Consider the following 15,110-nt stretch of genomic DNA (forward strand, 5'->3'; position numbering starts at 1 on the left):
TTCGGTCTAGGTCCAACTATGAGGGGAGCTCCATCCGGAATCCGCAGCGGCACTGCAACACCTTTGTCGCCAGGTACACGTCGAGCAGATCCACTGCGGGGTCCTCGGTGGACATGGGCGCATACACGCTGTGGAATCCGGTTCCAGAAATTTTCATGGGTTCGCCGCAATGGATGTATTCGCCGCCGAATTGCAGCACACCCGATACTGTTCCACGCTGGTTCAGGATCGCAGCGACGTCCTGGAAAGTCGCAGCATGGGCATAAAAGGTATCGCATTCCACGCAGGTGTAGGCGATATCCACGAGTTCTGCCATCGGCGGCTTGAGGGGCTCGATGGAATCAAGAATCACGTGCTCATTGGTGCCGCAAAAGCCGCACCAGATTCGTTCAGCCCCGGGACGCGGTGCGCCGGCGGGGAGAATCGGGTCAGAGATAGTCGGCATTGACTTAACCCCTTGGACCGGGAAGTGCGGCTCCCGCCCACAGCAGAAGCCGCACTTCGAGTGGACTAGTCCTTCTTGAAAGCGTCCTTTACCTTTTCGCCGGCCGCTTTCAGGTCGCTCTTGGCTTGATCCGTCTTGCCTTCGGCTTCGAGCCTTTCGTTACCCGTCAGCTTTCCGGCCGCCTCCTTGGATTTGCCCGCAAGCTTTTCGCCGGCGTTCTGGATCTTGTCATCTGCACCCATGGACGTACTCCTTTGGTGGTAGTTGTTTTACTTCTTCTCGCCAAATGGTGGAAGGCAGGCCACTGTGGGGCCAGCTGCCGTCGCTCAGACTCCGTGCGATCTCCGGCCGGAAACAAAGCTGAGAAGCCAGCCGATGGCCGCGACGATCAGGAGGACCAAGCCGACCCAGAGGAGCCAGCTCACGGCCTGCGAGAACCCGCCAACGAGCAAAAGGACAATTGCCACAACGCCTGCAATGATCAGAAGAGTGTTCATCGTCACACATTCCTTACTTTGAGTGGGGCCGCCGGCAAGATGCCCGGCCCCTCGCGGTGTATTCGGTTGTCAGTTCGAGTGCGAACCGTGGTTCCTCACCGGCCCCCCGGATTCCATGCGAGGTCTTGCTGTAGCGGATGCCGCCCCGTTTTTCGGAGTTTTCGTCCGGGACGGGCTGCTTCCGACTTCCTCTATGGTACTACTAAGCACACTTATCAAATCAAGTGCTAAGTACGCTTACAAAAAATTCTGAGTATCGTCGTAGGGTGAATGCAGGGTCATGCGCCGGCTTCTGGGGCTGATCCAACCCATTGTCAGCAGTCGTCTTGGAGGGGAACCATGAAAGCATCGCAAACTCTGGCAGACAATCTTCAGCTTGTCCTGACGGACCTTATCGAACTCCAGTTACAGGGCAAACAGGCCCACTGGAACATTGTTGGCGCCAATTTCAGGGACCTGCATCTGCAACTCGATGAACTCGTGGCAGCGGCGCGTGAGTTCGCTGACGAAACAGCCGAAAGGATGCGGGCGCTTCATGCGCTCCCGGATGGCAGAAGCAGCACCATCGCTGCCTCAACCCGCCTAGAGCAGTTCCCCACGGGGCTGACGGAGACCAAGGACGCCGTGAAGTTGATCACCGATCGCCTCGAGCGGACTGTCCAGACCATGCGCGATGTCCACGACCAAGTGGACGAAGAAGACCCCACGACGGCGGACCTCCTGCATGCTTTCATCGCGCGTTTGGAGCAACTCGCGTGGATGATCAGTGCCGAGACCATGTCTGCCAGTGCGTCCGTGGCAGACCCACAGGAAGCCTAGGAGTCGGAGCCACGGCATGCCACGGCTCCGACGCAGTCATCCCGGCACGCCTGGTATTTCCCGGCGAAGGTCCGGCCGCGGTTTCAGCTATCACCGTCCGGACGGATCCCTTGTCGTGGGCGATGAACGAAGGCGTCTTGAGGCGCTCGCAATTCCCCCCGCGTGGGCCGAGGTCTGGATATGTCCCTTCGAAAACGGGCATATCCAGGCAATGGGAGTGGACGACGCCGGCCGGAGCCAATACATCTACCACCCCGGGTGGCGGGCCCGGCAGGACGCTGAAAAATTTATCCGGGCTGCGCGCCTCGGCGTCGCCTTGCCCAATGCGCGGCATACGGCCTCGCGCCATCTGCGCGAGTCACCTTCGGAAAAGACCGGAACCCTGGCCGCAGCCGTGCGGCTCATGGATCTGGGGGCCTTGCGCGTTGGATCGGAGGGCTATGCCCGGCGAAATGGATCGTACGGCCTCACGACCCTGAGGTGTAAGCACGTGACGGTCAGCGGAGACACCGTTTCCCTGCATTTCCCTGGGAAGAGCGGTCAAGCGTGGGAATCCGCTATCGAGGATCCCGTGCTGGCCCGGTTCCTCAAGCCCCTGGCGGACAGGCCCGGCAGGCAGCCCTTGTTGGCTTTCAACGAAGGCGATGGCTGGGTCTCCCTGAATGCCACGATGGTCAACGAGTACCTTCGCCACATCACAGGCGGCGGCTACACGGCCAAGGACTTCCGGACCTGGAAAGGGACCGCGGCGGCCGGCATGGCGCTCGCAGGCAGATCGAATGTACCGGCCCGCCAGCGAGTCCTTGCGGCCATCAAGCAAACCGCCGAACTCCTCGGCAACACGCCAACCGTGGCGAGGGCATCCTACGTTGATCCCCGCATCGTGGAGGGTTTCCTGGCCGGCGACCTCGAAAAGCTCAAGGCCACGGAGTCCGACATTGCGGACTATCTGGCATCTTTGCCGTGAACACAAAAGAGCATGCTCCCCGTTGGCTGCGAGGAACGGACATAGCGCCAATATGTCCATCCTTCAACGCCAAGGGAGAGCATGCTCGGTGGGTTACTCGGCGTCGTGGTCCGTTTCAAGAATCTTCACGAGGCGGTCCAGGGCTTCGTCGGCTCCGGCGCCCTCGGCGCGGAGCACCACGACATCGCCGAAGGAAGCTCCCAGGCTCATAAGGGACAGGATGCTCGCGGCGTCCATGGCGTCGTCGGCGGGCTCGCCTTCGCGGGCGATGGTGACCTCGAGGTCCAGTTCGCCGGCGGCTTCGGCAAAGATGGCTGCCGGGCGGGCGTGCAGGCCGACGCGGCTGGCGATGGTGGCGGTACGTTCGGACATTGTTGCTCCTTCGATTGTGGGCTTGGGGAAAGTCTAAAGACCCAGCTCGTCCAAAATGGGCAGTTGGGCGCGAACAGTTTGGCGTGCGGCTGATGCACTCGGAGCGGACAACGCCGCCGCTGCGAGCTTTTGGGCATGCGCCACGGTGACGGTTGCCAGCACGGCTGAAACGGCAGCCAGTGCGCGAGAACTCATCGAAAGCGTCGCGACGCCCAGTCCAACGAGTACGACGGCGAGGGCCGGGTCCGCTGCTGCCTCGCCGCAGACTCCCACCGGCCGAGCCGTGCCGCCCACGCTGGCGGCAGCAGCGCCGTCGGCGGTCAACTTCACGAGCTGCAGCACGGCAGGCTGCCACGGATCATTGAGCGTGGCGAGCGGACCGAGTTGGCGGTCCGCGGCCATGGCGTATTGGGTGAGGTCGTTGGTTCCGAGCGATGCGAAGCTGACTTCGCGCAGCACGGTGGCGGCGGTCAGGGCAGCAGACGGGACCTCCACCATGACGCCGGGCACTTTCAAGCCGGCTGCGGAACAGAGGGATGCGAAATGCGCGGCTTCCTCGGCCGTGGAGATCATGGGTGCCATGACCCACACCTCGGCTTGGTTGGCGGCCTCTGCAGCGGCGATCGCCTTGAGCTGGCGCTCGAGTACGCCCGGGGACGTCAAGTCGGTGCGGTAACCGCGGACGCCCAATGCGGGGTTGGGTTCATCCGCGTTGGTGAGGAACGGCAGGGGCTTGTCCGCGCCGGCGTCGAGGGTTCGGACCACCACCTTCTTGCCCGGGAACGCGGCAAACACGGCGCCGTAGGCGGCGATCTGCTCCTCGACGGTGGGTTCGTCGTCGCGATCCAGGAAACAGAATTCGGTGCGCAGCAACCCGACGCCCTCGGCACCGGCGTCGGCGGCTTTGACCGCGTCGGCGCCCGTACCGACGTTGGCGAGCAGCGGAACCCGGAACCCGTCGGCCATCATGTTGCTGCCGCTGAAGGCGGCAACGGTAGACGCCTGGGTAGCCCAAGCCTTGGCCGCAAGGCGCAGTTCCTCGCCCGGATCTACCGTGATGGTGCCGGCAGCGCCATCGACGTAGATCTCGGTGCCGTCCCCGATCTCGTCGACCCCCGGGGCCGCGACGATCGCCGGCAGGCCCAGGGCGCGGGCCAGGATGGCGGTGTGGGACTGCGGTCCGCCGCTCGAGGTGATCAGGGCGATCACCTTGGCGGGGTCCAAAGTGGCGGTGTCTGCCGGGGCAAGGTCCTCGGCGGCCAGGATGAACGGAACGTCCGACGCCGGGATGCCCGGCGCAGGCAGACCGCGCAGTTCTGAAACGATGCGGGCGCGGACGTCCAGGACGTCGGCCACGCGCTCTGCCATGTAGCCGCCGAGGGCCTTCAACGAGTCCGCAACCGTGGCACCTGCCTCCCAGATGGCCCGCTCGGCAGTACGTGCGCCGCCCGGGGCATCGGGGGAGAGGAGCTTGATGGCCGATTTCACCAGCATCGGATCGGCGGCCATCAAGGCGGTTGCTTCCAAGACCTCTTTGCCTTCGCCGGACGCGGTGGCGGCTCGGGCACGGAGTTCCGCCTGCACGGCCTTGGCGGCATCCTTGATGCGCTGGCCTTGCGATTCGACGGTAACGTCCGCAGGAATGTTGACGTTCGGGTGCGGTTCCTGCACCGGCTTCGGCATTTGCCGAACCGGCCCCAGAACGCGCCCTGGAGCAACGCCTACGCCTGAAAAGGTCTGCATGGATTTAGTCCTCTACTTGCTTGCTGGGGGCTGGTTCAGGCTGCTACGGCGACCGGAGCCTGCTCTGCCTCAACGGGCTTCCGGACTGCCCAGCGCTTGAGTGCGAGCAGGAGGAAAGCTGTGATGACAGCGCCGACTGCGATCGAGCCGAAGAACAACAGGAAGTTGTTCATTGCGAAGAAGACGAAGATTCCGCCGTGTGGAGCCTGCGAGGTGACCCCGAACGCCATGCTCAAGGCACCTGTCACTGCGCCGCCCACCATGCTGGCCGGGATCACGCGGAGCGGGTCGGCAGCTGCGAACGGGATAGCGCCTTCGGAGATGAAGGAGGCGCCCAGCAGCCAGGCGGCCTTGCCGTTTTCACGCTCGGCCAGGCTGAAGCCCTTCTTGTTGAGCACGGTTGCCAGTGCCATGGCCAGCGGCGGCACCATGCCGGCCGCCATAACGGCAGCCATGATCTGCCAAGGAGCCTGGTTGGCCGCACTTCCGGCCCCAAGGCCGGCCACGGCAAAGGAGTAGGCAACCTTGTTGACGGGACCGCCCAGGTCGAAGCACATCATGAGGCCCAGGATGATGCCGAGAACGATGGCAGAAACGCCGGTCATGCCAGAGAGCCATGTGTTGAGGCCCTTGGTGATGGCAGCGATGGGGCCGCCGAGAACCAGGAACATGAGCCCAGATGCAACGATCGAGGCCGCTAGCGGGATGATGACCACGGGCATGAGGCCGCGCAGCCAGCGGGGAACCTTGAAAGTGCCGATCCAATGTGCCGTGACGCCGGCCAGCAGACCGCCTACAAGGCCGCCCAGGAAGCCTGCGCCCATGTAGCCTGCAACAGCGCCGGAGACGAAGCCAGGAGCGATGCCGGGCCGGTCCGCGATGCCGTAGGCGATGTAGCCCGCCAAGGCAGGGACGAGGAAGCCAAGCGACAATGCGCCGATCTTGAACAGCACGGCGCCTAGGTAAGCGCCCAGTGGGCCCCAAGCGTGCGCGGGGAACTCGGTGGGCAGGCTGCCAAGGGTGTTGGCGCCAAGAATCTTGTCGGCCGCACCGGCGATCTCATAGCCGCCTAGCAGGAAGCCCAAAGCAATGAGCAGGCCGCCACCGGCGACGAACGGGATCATGTAGCTGACACCGGTCAGCAGGACCTTCTTGACCTTGGTGCCGAGGTGTTCGCTGGCGGCTTCGGATGCGTGTTCGGCGCTCTCTTCAGCGCCGAAGTGTGGAACCCGGTGGGCGTGGGGATCGGAGGCGGCGGCGATGGCTTCCTGCACCATCTTGGCCGGCTCGTCGATACCGCGCTTTACGGGCGCGTTGATGACCGGCTTGCCGGCGAAGCGCTCCTTGCCGCGTACATCGACGTCTACTGCGAAGATCACAGCGTCTGCGGCGGCAATGACAGCCGGGTCCAGCGCGGTGAATCCGCCCGAACCCTGCGTCTCCACCTGCAGGTCCACGCCGGCTTCCTTGCCCGCAGCCACGAGGGAGTCGGCTGCCATGTAGGTGTGGGCGATGCCGGTGGGGCAGGCCGTGACAGCGACGATGCGCTTGGGCGCCATCGCAGAAGCGGCACGGGCCGAAGCCGGCGCAGGCTCTGCAGCGGGCGCTGCCGAGTCGGCCGCGTGCGCAGCCGGCTTGTCGGCCAGTGCGCCGTCAACCAAGTCAACGATGTCCTGCTCAGTGGCGGCTGCGCGCAGCCCCGCAGTGAAGTCCTTCTTGATGAGGGAACGGGCCAGCTTGGAGAGCAGCTTCAAGTGCTCCTGGTCCGCTCCTTCCGGGGCTGCAATGAAGAAGATGATGTCCGCGGGGCCGTCCTTGGCACCGAAGTCCACCTTGTGTGAAAGCCGGGCCATTGCCAGGGTCGGCTCAGTCACAGCAGCGGAGCGGCAGTGCGGGATGGCGATGCCGCCGGGCACGCCCGTGGCAGTCTTTTGCTCGCGGGCGAAGGCGTCCGCGAAGAGCCCTTCAACCTCGGAGGCGCGTCCCGCTGCGGCAACTTTGCCTGCCAGGAAGCGGATGACGTCGGCGGGAGAATCGCCGAGGTTCTGGTCAAGGGAGACCAGTTGGGGGGTGATGAGCTGGGTCACTGTTAGTCCTTCTAGAGGGCCGTGATGGTTACGGCGTCGGGAGTTGTTTGGTGTACCGCCGGGACAGTGGAGCCCGGCAGCGAAGCAGCGGCGGCACCGTGTGCCACAGCCTGACGGAGGCAGTCCTGTGCGGAACCGCCGCGAGTGGCGGCCAGCAGATAGCCAGCAAGGGAAGAATCGCCGGCACCAACTGTGCTGACGGCTTGGATCGGCGGATGCGTGGCGAGCCACGCGCCGTCGGCGGTTACCAGGACGGCGCCCTTGGAACCGAGTGTTGCGAGTACTGCACCCACACCGCTGCCGACGACGGCGGCAGCAGCCCTGGCGGCGAGGCCCGGGTCCGCTTCCAGTTCGTCAGCCGTGTGGACGTCTGTGAAGCCGGCCGCGGCGGCCAATTCGGCCAGTTCTTCGGCGTTGGGCTTGAGGAGATCGGGCTTGCCGTTGATGGTGCCCTTTGAATCGCTACTGATAGCGGCCGCCAGCGGGGCGCCGGAGGAGTCAATCGCTATAAGAGGCGGTTCGCCGTCGTTCCCGGAACGGAGACGACGGGCGACAGTGGCGTAAAAATCTGCCGGAACTCCTGGTGGGAGCGATCCGGCCAGTACCACCCAGCTCGCGCCACGGGAGCGGTCAAGCAGCAGCCCGATCAGGGCTTCCTGCTCGTCCAGGCTCAACTTCGGGCCGGGTTCGTTGATCTTGGTGGTGACGCCGTCCGGTTCGGTGAGCGTCACATTGCTGCGCAGCGGCTCACTGATGGGGAGCGCCGCGTAGGGGACGCCGTCGTCGAGCAGTCCCGCGAGGACGGGATCGGAATCCGCGCCCGGCAGGACAGCAACGGTGTCCAGGCCCGAGGCCACAAGCGCCCGGGAGACATTGACGCCCTTGCCACCGGAGTGCTGGTGGACGGCGACGGCGCGTTGGACCTCACCGCGGGCCAAGGGGGCCGGGAGCTCCACGGTACGGTCCAGGCTCGGGTTGGCGGTCAGGGTGACGATCATGCGACCACCACGTCGACGCCGGCCTCGGCCAAAGCCGCGGAGAGCTCTTCAGAGGGTTCGTGGTCAGTAATCACGGTGTCCACATCTTTCAGGGCAGCGAACTGGACGAGGGTTTCCGCGTCCAGCTTGGAGGAGTCCGCGAGGACGACGACGCGCCGTGCGGACGTGACGAAGGCGGCCTTGACGGCGGCTTCTTCGGGGTCAGGGGTGCTGAGCCCGAACGTGGCGTGGATACCGTTGGCGCCGACGAAGGCGATGTCCGGGCGGAGCCGGGAAGCGGCTTCGACCGTGGACTGCCCCACCGCGGCCTGCGTGAGGCCGCGGACGCGGCCGCCCAGGATCTGGAGGGAGATGTTCGGGTTGCCGGAGAGCCGCCCGGCAATGGGGATGGCGTGGGTGATGACAACCAGTTCTTCACGGGCGGCGTTTCCGTTGGCGGAGGCCAGGTGTTGGGCCGTGCGTTGGCCCAGCAGGCGGGCCAGAGCCTCCGTGGTGGAGCCGGCGTCGATCAGGATGCTGCCGGCCGCGTTCTCGGGGATGAGCGCAAGGGCGGCCTCGGCGATACGAAGCTTTTCCGGTTGGCGCTGGATGGCGCGCTCAACGACGCTTTCCTCGCGGGTGCTGAGGCGGTCCGAGGGGACAGCCCCGCCGTGCACGCGGCGGAGGTTGCCGGCGGATTCGAGGGCAGCGAGGTCACGGCGAATGGTCTCCGTGGTGATGCTGAATCGGTCCGCGAGGTCTGTGACGCTGACCCGTCCGCGCTCGGCGACGAGCTCGGAGATCAGCTGTTGGCGCTCTTCAGCAAACACATACCCTCCATTGCGTACAAGCGATCTGGTACATCAGTGACAGTCATCACATGATGTGGAATTGCTTGACTCTATCTTTGTTCATGTTGGTCTGTCAACAGAAAACAACATAAACAAAGATTCGGGTGTATGTGGGCGTGTTTGGGAGCGTGCTGACAGTAGTCGCGGGGTGGCTACAAAACGGCGAAGAGCGCACCGGCGCGATGATGGACCGGACCGGCACAGGGCTGGCCAGCCCGGATGGGTTGGTCAAAGTGGCCGTAAGGCACTTTCCCGCCAGGCGATACGGCAGTCAGCCTTTTTACTCGATCCGGCTGGGGCCGGGGTAGTCGATGGGGAGGTTGTCAGGGTCGGGAGGGTCCGGCAAACGGAGCTGCGGAGAAGGATCCGCGGCTTTGCGCTGCTTGCTCCGGTATTTGTCCAGTTGGTCGGACTCTTGCCGGGGATCGCCTTCGAGGCGTCGATTCTGTGCACTTTCGAGCTTCATCATGCTTCCTTCGGGTAATGCTGCGATGCGGTTAAGTAGGTATTCCCAGCTCCAAGCCGCATCTGCATCTCAAGATCTTGGTAGGAGAAGGGGTCGCGGGGGAGAACTCCGATATCGGGGCCATCCTGAATCCCCCGACGATTCAGGATGGCCCCCGACTGCTGGACAGCGGCTGGGTGGCTGAGTGGCTTTAGGAAAACCCGCAGGACATCCACCTGTAGAACACAGCGAGCCGCCAGGAAGGCCGCGGAGTCTGGGCCTGGATGGATTCGATTGACAGGTGCGCGTCTGGGCCACAACCGCCACACCACAGGGGAAGGACGCCGGACTGACGAGGTTCGTGGGGTACCGGGGATTCGGAGACGGTCGACATCGACTAGCTCCGCGCCGGTATCAGGAATTTGCTCATGGGGCAGCACCTTTCACGTGAATGAAATGGCGCCCGGCTGCTTGAGCGAAAACAGGCCAAAGACTCGGCCCTTGTCCGGTGGTCTGCGCGGACTGTAGAAGAATTGTGCACTCCACATCTCCCGTGCGCAACCCCGTCGGAGAGTTTGTCCAAGTGGTGGACGCTAGATTGGGATGCTCTTTTTCCTCCGTTGCTGGCCTGCAGCTCTTAGACTGGGCCATGGACGAAATCGGCCTGAATGCTTCGGTGGCAGGGCAGCTTCAGGATTTGGTCATTGATAGCGAGGACGTCAGCGGTTTCTTGGAAGACCTTGCGGTGTTCGCTGYGTCGTCAGTGTCTGCTGCGCGCGGCCAAGACGTCCTGTGCGGTATTACTCTGAGCCGGCGACGCCGATCGATGACTGTCGCCGGAAGCAGTCACGAAGCCCGTCTCATTGACGAGGTGCAGCAAGCCTACGGAGATGGACCGTGTTTGGAGGCCATGAGAACCCTGAAGTCCGTCCTGGTTTCGGACACGTCCGCGGACCCTCGGTGGCCTGAATACTGCACCACCATCGCGGAGCGTGGACACCTGGCCGTCCTCTGCGTCCCCTTGGGTTTGGAAGAGGGTGCGACGGCGGCGATCAACCTGTTTGCCCCGCAGAGCGATGCTTTCGATGAGGCCTCCGTCCGAAGCTGCGAACAATTCGCGAGCCAAGCAGAAAAGGCCTTGCGGCTGGCTATTCGGATCGGTGCCTCGCAACAACGTGCGGAAGACCTTGAGCAGGCCATGCGTTCCCGGACGGCCATCGATCTGGCAACCGGCGTCATTATGGGCCAGAACAGGTGCAGCCAAGAGGAGGCCTTCAGGATCCTGACCAAGGCCTCAAACGGCAGGAACCAGAAACTGAGGGATGTTGCCGAATCCCTTCTCAAGTCCCTGTCGAGTGAAGCGCCGGTCTCGCACTTCGAACCGTAAGCGCCTCAGCTGGGTGGGTCCTGCCCCTAGCTGCGCTCAGCGATATTTTTGACGCTCTCCACGAGGCTGTCCCACATGCCCTTCGAATGTGCGGCTTCATCGGCACTGGCGTTGTTGTCCTGGGATAGGGTCAGCTTGGTGATCCCGCCTTCAGGCTCCAGCGTCCACGTCAGCGTGTGATAGTTCGCAGGCTCGTCGTCTTGGCCAGATAGTGGACTGAAATGGGTGTTTACCAGCCGCCTCCCGGGCTCGAACTCGAGGATGACACCCTTGTCTTCGTACTCTTTTCCCTGCCAAGTGCCGCGCCAAGCAATCGGTCCGCCGACCGTCCAATCGGTGACAACCTCGGTTCCGAACATGAACTCCTTGATGGCCTGGGGGTCGGTGAGCACTGACCACACCCGGTGGGCGCTTGCATGGATCGTGATGGTTGAACTCGCGATGAAGTTGCCCGCCATGTCCTTCTCCTCTTTCAAGTGGTCGGCGTCCGGAAGCTCGCGAAACAGAGTCTACGCCCGGGGGAGACGGCCAGCGGAGCCATGCCAAATTGCGCTCTCGATCACGTCAAGAGATTCGGGGTGTTTTCTCTTAGGCTCGCAGCACATCTCAGATATGTGTCTCTGAACTGGGGCGATAGTCAGAGTTCGACGGTCGTTAGGCAGTTTGCCTTCGAGGTGCATGCAGCATCGTGCAGTTTGACCACGTCCGGAAAAGCCGGGTCCGTAGCGTGATGTCTCACACATCGAGTTCCCATTCAGAACCATGAGGAGACATACATGCCGAACTACAGGGTGTCCATGGACATCGGCGGAACGTTTACCGACATTGTCGCTTACGATCAGCACGCCGGAACCTATACGGCCACCAAATCATCCACTACGCCGGGGAATCTGAGCGCGGGCGTCATCGCCGGCCTTGAGTCCATTGTCGACGACCTGTCCGACATCGAGTTCCTGGTCCACGGCACCACCCAGGGATTGAATGCCTTCCTTGAGCGCCGCGGCGTGCCGGTGCTGCTGCTGGCCACCGCCGGCGTCGAAGACACTTATCACATTGCCCGCGGCCCACGCCTTGAGCTCTACAACGCCCAGTACCGCAAGCCTTCCCCGCTGCTCGAGCGCAAGGATGTCATCGGTGTTGGGGGACGCCTTGATGGGCAGGGCCTCGAGATCAGGCCTTTGGACGAAGTTGCTGTCCGTCAGGCAGGCCGTCGGGCAGTTGCCGAAGGTTATGGCGCAGTCGCCGTCGCATTCCTGTTCAGCTACAAGAACCCCGCTCACGAGCTTCGGGCACGGGAAATCCTGCTCGAAGAACTAGGCGAAGACTTCACCGTTTCGCTTTCCCACGAGGCCGCGAAGGAATGGCGCGAATACGAGCGCACTTCATCCGCCGTCGTCGAGGCCTATACCGGACCAGTCGTCCGCAACTACCTCTTGGACCTCGAAGAGAAGCTCGCAGACCGCGGTGTGGAAGCTCCACTGCACATCATGCAGTCTTCCGGCGGGGTGCTCACCGCTGAGTCCGCACGGAAGCGCCCGCTCCAGACGCTGCTCTCGGGCCCGGTCGGGGGCGCCATGGGCGACGTCGAACTGGCCGGCGTTTCGGGAAACCGCAACCTGATCGGCGTCGACATGGGCGGAACGTCCTTCGATGTCTCCTTGGTAGTCGACGGCAAACCCGACGTCTCCACGGAGGCACATCTTGAAGGCCTTCCGATGCTCATGAGCGTGGTCAACATTCACACCGTGGGCGCTGGCGGTGGCTCGGTCGCCTGGCTCGAAGCCGGTGGCCTCCGGGTCGGGCCGCGTTCCGCGGGAGCCACGCCCGGACCTGCCTGCTACGGACGTGGAGGCACGGAACCCACGGTCACCGACGCCAACCTGGTGCTGGGGCGCGTGGACCCGGACTGGTTCGCAGGCGGACAAGTCTCCCTGAACCGCGAAGCGGCGATCGCCGCCCTGAAAACGGTTGGCGACCGGCTCGGCCTGGACCCCATTGCCATGGCCGAGGGGATCTGCGACGTCGCCAACTCCCAGATGGCCCAGGCGATCCGGACCATCACGATCTCCCGCGGGATCGAACCCCGGGACTTCGCGCTCGTGGCATTCGGGGGCGCTGGTCCCATGCACGCAGTCTTCCTCGCCAAGGAACTGGGCATCCCGGAAACTGTCGTCCCCCGGTTCCCCGGAGCGTTCTCGGCCTGGGGCATGCTGCAGACCAACATCCGCAAGGACTTCTCGGAGCCGTATTTCTACCTCGACGAGGATATTGACGTGGCCCACATGGCCGGTGTGCTGCGGTCGATGGAGTTTGACGGCCTGAGCTCCCTGGCCTCCGAGGGGGTACCGGAGGACAGCCGCCTCACCAATGCATCAGTGGATGTCCGCTACCAATCGCAGGAATTCTCCCTGAACGTTCCGCTCGCCTCCGCTGACGAACCGGAATCAACCGACTTCGTTGCCGCGTTGGCCACGCGTTTCTCCGCGATGTACCACGAGCGCTATGGGCATTCCAACCTCGGGGCGCCCATCGAAATCGTGGCGCTACGGACACAGGCCGTTGGTGACCTGGGCCGTCTTGACGCACCACGTTTCGCCACCGCACAGAGCGCTGAGTTCAAGCATGAAATCCGCCCAGTGGTGTTTGAGCAAGTCGAACACGAGACCACCGTGGTCCGTCGTGACGACTTGGCCGCCGGCCATGCCTTCGAAGGCCCCGCCATCATCGTGGAGCAGACCGCCACAACAGTGGTGCCTCCCGGCTTCGACGTCATCGTCGACGAATTCGGCTCCCTGATCATCCGCACTCAAGACGTCGAAGGAAACTGAGGTACCAGCAATGACAATCACTGCAGTCAAGACCCTGGATCCAGTCACCGTGGAGATCATCCGCAACGCTCTCACCAGCGCCGCGGACGACATGAACGCCACCCTCATCCGCTCCGCCTACTCACCCATCCTTTACGAAGGAGGGGACTGCGTCGTGGCGCTCCTGGACACCGAGCACCGCGTGCTCGGACAGTCCGCTGGGCTGCCACTATTCTTGGGCAACCTGGAAACCTGTTCCATCGCGGTGGAAGAACTGTACGGCCGCGACGTCTGGAAGGAAGGGGACGTCTGGATCCTCAACGATTCTTATCTTGGCGGAACCCACCTGAACGACGTCACCATTTTTGCCCCTATCTTCGAGGATGACGCGGTGGTCGGCTTCGCGGCCACCCGTGCGCACTGGATGGACATGGGCTCCAAGGACGTCGGCGGTTCCATGGATGCGACGGACATCTTCCAGGAGGGCTTCCGGATGGGCCCGGTCAAACTGATCGAGGCAGGCATTGAAACCTCCGTGGTGGATCTGATCCGAACCAATGTTCGCTTCCCCTACCAGACCATCGGTGACATGCACGCGATGATCGCCGCCCTTCGGATGGGTACTACCCGGATGAAGGAGCTCGTGGGCCGTTACGGGAGGGACCAACTGAATGCTGCCCGGGATGAGATCTTCCGTCAGACGGAGGAAATCGAGCGCGAGACCGTCCGCAACATTCCCGACGGCGTCTACGAAGCCGAAGGCGTCCTGGACAACGACGGCATCAACCTGGACACTCCGATTCCGATCAAGCTAAAGATCACCGTCTCTGGCGATACCGTTGATTTCGATGTCACCGGATCGGCTGACCAGACCATGGGGCCGGTCAACTGTGGCGCCGCCCAGGCTGTCTCGGCACTGCGGGTCGGCTACAAACTCCTTGTCAGCCCGGACTCCAACTCGAACGGCGGATCCTTCCGGCCGTTGACCACCCAGGTGCGTTCAGGTTCAGTCCTTGGCGCGGTGGCGCCAGCGCCGTGCCAGTGGTACTTCTCCCACCTAGGACTATTGATCGACCTGGTTTCCAAGGCCATGGCGCCGGCCATGCCCGAGCGGGTTGCCAGCGCCAGCCATGGCGACTCGATGATCATCACTGCAGCCGGTTTCGATCCGCGCTTCGGCCGGAACTTCGTGACCATGGAGGCCACACTGGGCGGTTGGGGAGCCTGGCAAGGCACCGACGGCGAGTCCGCCATGATCAACAACGTCAACGGCTCCCTCAAGGACCTACCCATCGAAATGATGGAGACCCGCTACCCATTCCGCATCAACGAGTACTCCATCCGCCCCAACTCCGGCGGCCCCGGCCAGTGGCGCGGCGGCAACGGAGTCATCCGTGAATACGAGTTCCTGGCCGACTGCGTCGTGGGGCTCTGGTTCGAAAGGTCCAAGACCCCGGCCTGGGGACTCTTCGGCGGCTCAGACGCCCAAGGGCCCGAGGTTGTGTTCAATCCAGGCCGCAGCGATGAGGTCCGCACCCTGAAAGCCAACGCCCGCAAGGTCAAGGCCGGCGACATCGTCCGGCTCGCCGTCGGTGGTGGCGGCGGCTTCGGGGACGTCTCCCAACGCTCCCGGGACGAGATCACCTACGACATCGTCAACGGCTTCATCACCGAGGACTTCGCCAAGACCCACTACGGATACTAAGCCCGCCC

Annotated in this window: 15 protein-coding genes; 5 read left to right on the forward strand and 10 right to left on the reverse strand. The window is 63.5% G+C overall.

Going from position 1 to position 15,110, the window contains the following annotated elements:
* Positions 1-16: 16 nt before the first annotated feature.
* The 3 genes from AC1DLO_RS19985 to AC1DLO_RS19995 all read right to left on the reverse strand — a co-directional run bounded on the left by AC1DLO_RS19985 (position 17) and on the right by AC1DLO_RS19995 (position 942).
* Positions 17-352, reverse strand: coding sequence for a hypothetical protein (locus AC1DLO_RS19985; RefSeq protein WP_476891516.1), 336 nt, complete (start codon positions 350-352; stop codon positions 17-19).
* Between the two features lie 158 nt (positions 353-510).
* Positions 511-687: a CsbD family protein gene (locus AC1DLO_RS19990; RefSeq protein WP_476891517.1), complete on the reverse strand. Its 177-nt coding sequence runs from the start codon at positions 685-687 to the stop codon at positions 511-513.
* Positions 688-771: 84 nt separating this feature from the next.
* Positions 772-942, reverse strand: a complete 171-nt coding sequence (locus AC1DLO_RS19995) for a hypothetical protein (RefSeq protein WP_184740779.1) — start codon at positions 940-942, stop codon at positions 772-774.
* A gap of 339 nt (positions 943-1,281) precedes the next feature.
* Here AC1DLO_RS19995 and AC1DLO_RS20000 point away from each other — a divergent pair, with 339 nt between their 5' ends.
* Both AC1DLO_RS20000 and AC1DLO_RS20005 read left to right on the forward strand, forming a co-directional pair.
* Positions 1,282-1,761 (forward strand): Dps family protein, encoded by a 480-nt coding sequence (locus tag AC1DLO_RS20000; RefSeq protein ID WP_476891518.1) that lies wholly within the window; start codon positions 1,282-1,284, stop codon positions 1,759-1,761.
* A gap of 16 nt (positions 1,762-1,777) precedes the next feature.
* Positions 1,778-2,728 carry a DNA topoisomerase IB gene (locus AC1DLO_RS20005; protein ID WP_476891519.1) on the forward strand — a complete coding sequence of 317 codons (951 nt, stop codon included), beginning with the start codon at positions 1,778-1,780 and terminating at the stop codon, positions 2,726-2,728.
* A 93-nt stretch (positions 2,729-2,821) separates the two neighbouring features.
* Here the strand turns inward: AC1DLO_RS20005 and AC1DLO_RS20010 are convergent, their stop codons facing one another.
* The 6 genes from AC1DLO_RS20010 to AC1DLO_RS20035 all read right to left on the reverse strand — a co-directional run bounded on the left by AC1DLO_RS20010 (position 2,822) and on the right by AC1DLO_RS20035 (position 9,227).
* Positions 2,822-3,100 (reverse strand): HPr family phosphocarrier protein, encoded by a 279-nt coding sequence (locus tag AC1DLO_RS20010; RefSeq protein ID WP_269994103.1) that lies wholly within the window; start codon positions 3,098-3,100, stop codon positions 2,822-2,824.
* Between the two features lie 33 nt (positions 3,101-3,133).
* Positions 3,134-4,843: a phosphoenolpyruvate--protein phosphotransferase gene (gene ptsP, locus AC1DLO_RS20015; RefSeq protein WP_476891520.1), complete on the reverse strand. Its 1,710-nt coding sequence runs from the start codon at positions 4,841-4,843 to the stop codon at positions 3,134-3,136.
* A gap of 35 nt (positions 4,844-4,878) precedes the next feature.
* Positions 4,879-6,930: a PTS fructose transporter subunit IIABC gene (locus tag AC1DLO_RS20020; protein ID WP_476891521.1), complete on the reverse strand. Its 2,052-nt coding sequence runs from the start codon at positions 6,928-6,930 to the stop codon at positions 4,879-4,881.
* Between the two features lie 11 nt (positions 6,931-6,941).
* Positions 6,942-7,928: a 1-phosphofructokinase family hexose kinase gene (locus tag AC1DLO_RS20025; protein WP_476891522.1), complete on the reverse strand. Its 987-nt coding sequence runs from the start codon at positions 7,926-7,928 to the stop codon at positions 6,942-6,944.
* Positions 7,925-8,737 carry a DeoR/GlpR family DNA-binding transcription regulator gene (locus tag AC1DLO_RS20030; RefSeq protein ID WP_184740786.1) on the reverse strand — a complete coding sequence of 271 codons (813 nt, stop codon included), beginning with the start codon at positions 8,735-8,737 and terminating at the stop codon, positions 7,925-7,927. The genes AC1DLO_RS20025 and AC1DLO_RS20030 overlap by 4 nt, the downstream gene beginning before the upstream one ends.
* A gap of 301 nt (positions 8,738-9,038) precedes the next feature.
* The gene (locus AC1DLO_RS20035; RefSeq protein WP_476891523.1) at positions 9,039-9,227 is read right to left on the reverse strand and encodes a hypothetical protein; all 189 of its coding nucleotides are present in this window, start codon (positions 9,225-9,227) and stop codon (positions 9,039-9,041) included.
* A gap of 625 nt (positions 9,228-9,852) precedes the next feature.
* Between AC1DLO_RS20035 and AC1DLO_RS20040 the strand changes: the two genes are divergently transcribed.
* On the forward strand, positions 9,853-10,590 hold the full coding sequence (locus tag AC1DLO_RS20040; protein ID WP_476914578.1) for a GAF and ANTAR domain-containing protein: 738 nt from the start codon (positions 9,853-9,855) through the stop codon (positions 10,588-10,590).
* A gap of 26 nt (positions 10,591-10,616) precedes the next feature.
* On the opposite strand, the gene AC1DLO_RS20045 is transcribed toward AC1DLO_RS20040, so the two are convergent.
* On the reverse strand, positions 10,617-11,048 hold the full coding sequence (locus AC1DLO_RS20045; protein WP_476891525.1) for an SRPBCC domain-containing protein: 432 nt from the start codon (positions 11,046-11,048) through the stop codon (positions 10,617-10,619).
* Positions 11,049-11,366: 318 nt separating this feature from the next.
* On the opposite strand from AC1DLO_RS20045, the gene AC1DLO_RS20050 reads away from it, so the two are divergent.
* Positions 11,367-13,418, forward strand: a complete 2,052-nt coding sequence (locus AC1DLO_RS20050) for a hydantoinase/oxoprolinase family protein (protein ID WP_476914579.1) — start codon at positions 11,367-11,369, stop codon at positions 13,416-13,418.
* 10 nt (positions 13,419-13,428) lie between these two features.
* On the forward strand, positions 13,429-15,102 hold the full coding sequence (locus AC1DLO_RS20055; protein WP_476891527.1) for a hydantoinase B/oxoprolinase family protein: 1,674 nt from the start codon (positions 13,429-13,431) through the stop codon (positions 15,100-15,102).
* Positions 15,103-15,110: the final 8 nt, after the last annotated feature.

The organism is Arthrobacter sp. 01T419, assembly GCF_056398865.1.

What these genes read in the sequence shown, in the direction of transcription:
- AC1DLO_RS19990 (WP_476891517.1), bottom strand. Translation starts at nt 687, where the DNA reads ATGGGTGCAGATGACAAGATCCAGAACGCCGGCGAAAAGCTTGCGGGC.
- AC1DLO_RS19995 (WP_184740779.1), bottom strand. Translation starts at nt 942, where the DNA reads ATGAACACTCTTCTGATCATTGCAGGCGTTGTGGCAATTGTCCTTTTG.
- AC1DLO_RS20000 (WP_476891518.1), top strand. Translation starts at nt 1,282, where the DNA reads ATGAAAGCATCGCAAACTCTGGCAGACAATCTTCAGCTTGTCCTGACG.
- AC1DLO_RS20005 (WP_476891519.1), top strand. Translation starts at nt 1,778, where the DNA reads ATGCCACGGCTCCGACGCAGTCATCCCGGCACGCCTGGTATTTCCCGG.
- AC1DLO_RS20010 (WP_269994103.1), bottom strand. Translation starts at nt 3,100, where the DNA reads ATGTCCGAACGTACCGCCACCATCGCCAGCCGCGTCGGCCTGCACGCC.
- ptsP (WP_476891520.1), bottom strand. Translation starts at nt 4,843, where the DNA reads ATGCAGACCTTTTCAGGCGTAGGCGTTGCTCCAGGGCGCGTTCTGGGG.
- AC1DLO_RS20025 (WP_476891522.1), bottom strand. Translation starts at nt 7,928, where the DNA reads ATGATCGTCACCCTGACCGCCAACCCGAGCCTGGACCGTACCGTGGAG.
- AC1DLO_RS20035 (WP_476891523.1), bottom strand. Translation starts at nt 9,227, where the DNA reads ATGATGAAGCTCGAAAGTGCACAGAATCGACGCCTCGAAGGCGATCCC.
- AC1DLO_RS20045 (WP_476891525.1), bottom strand. Translation starts at nt 11,048, where the DNA reads ATGGCGGGCAACTTCATCGCGAGTTCAACCATCACGATCCATGCAAGC.
- AC1DLO_RS20050 (WP_476914579.1), top strand. Translation starts at nt 11,367, where the DNA reads ATGCCGAACTACAGGGTGTCCATGGACATCGGCGGAACGTTTACCGAC.
- AC1DLO_RS20055 (WP_476891527.1), top strand. Translation starts at nt 13,429, where the DNA reads ATGACAATCACTGCAGTCAAGACCCTGGATCCAGTCACCGTGGAGATC.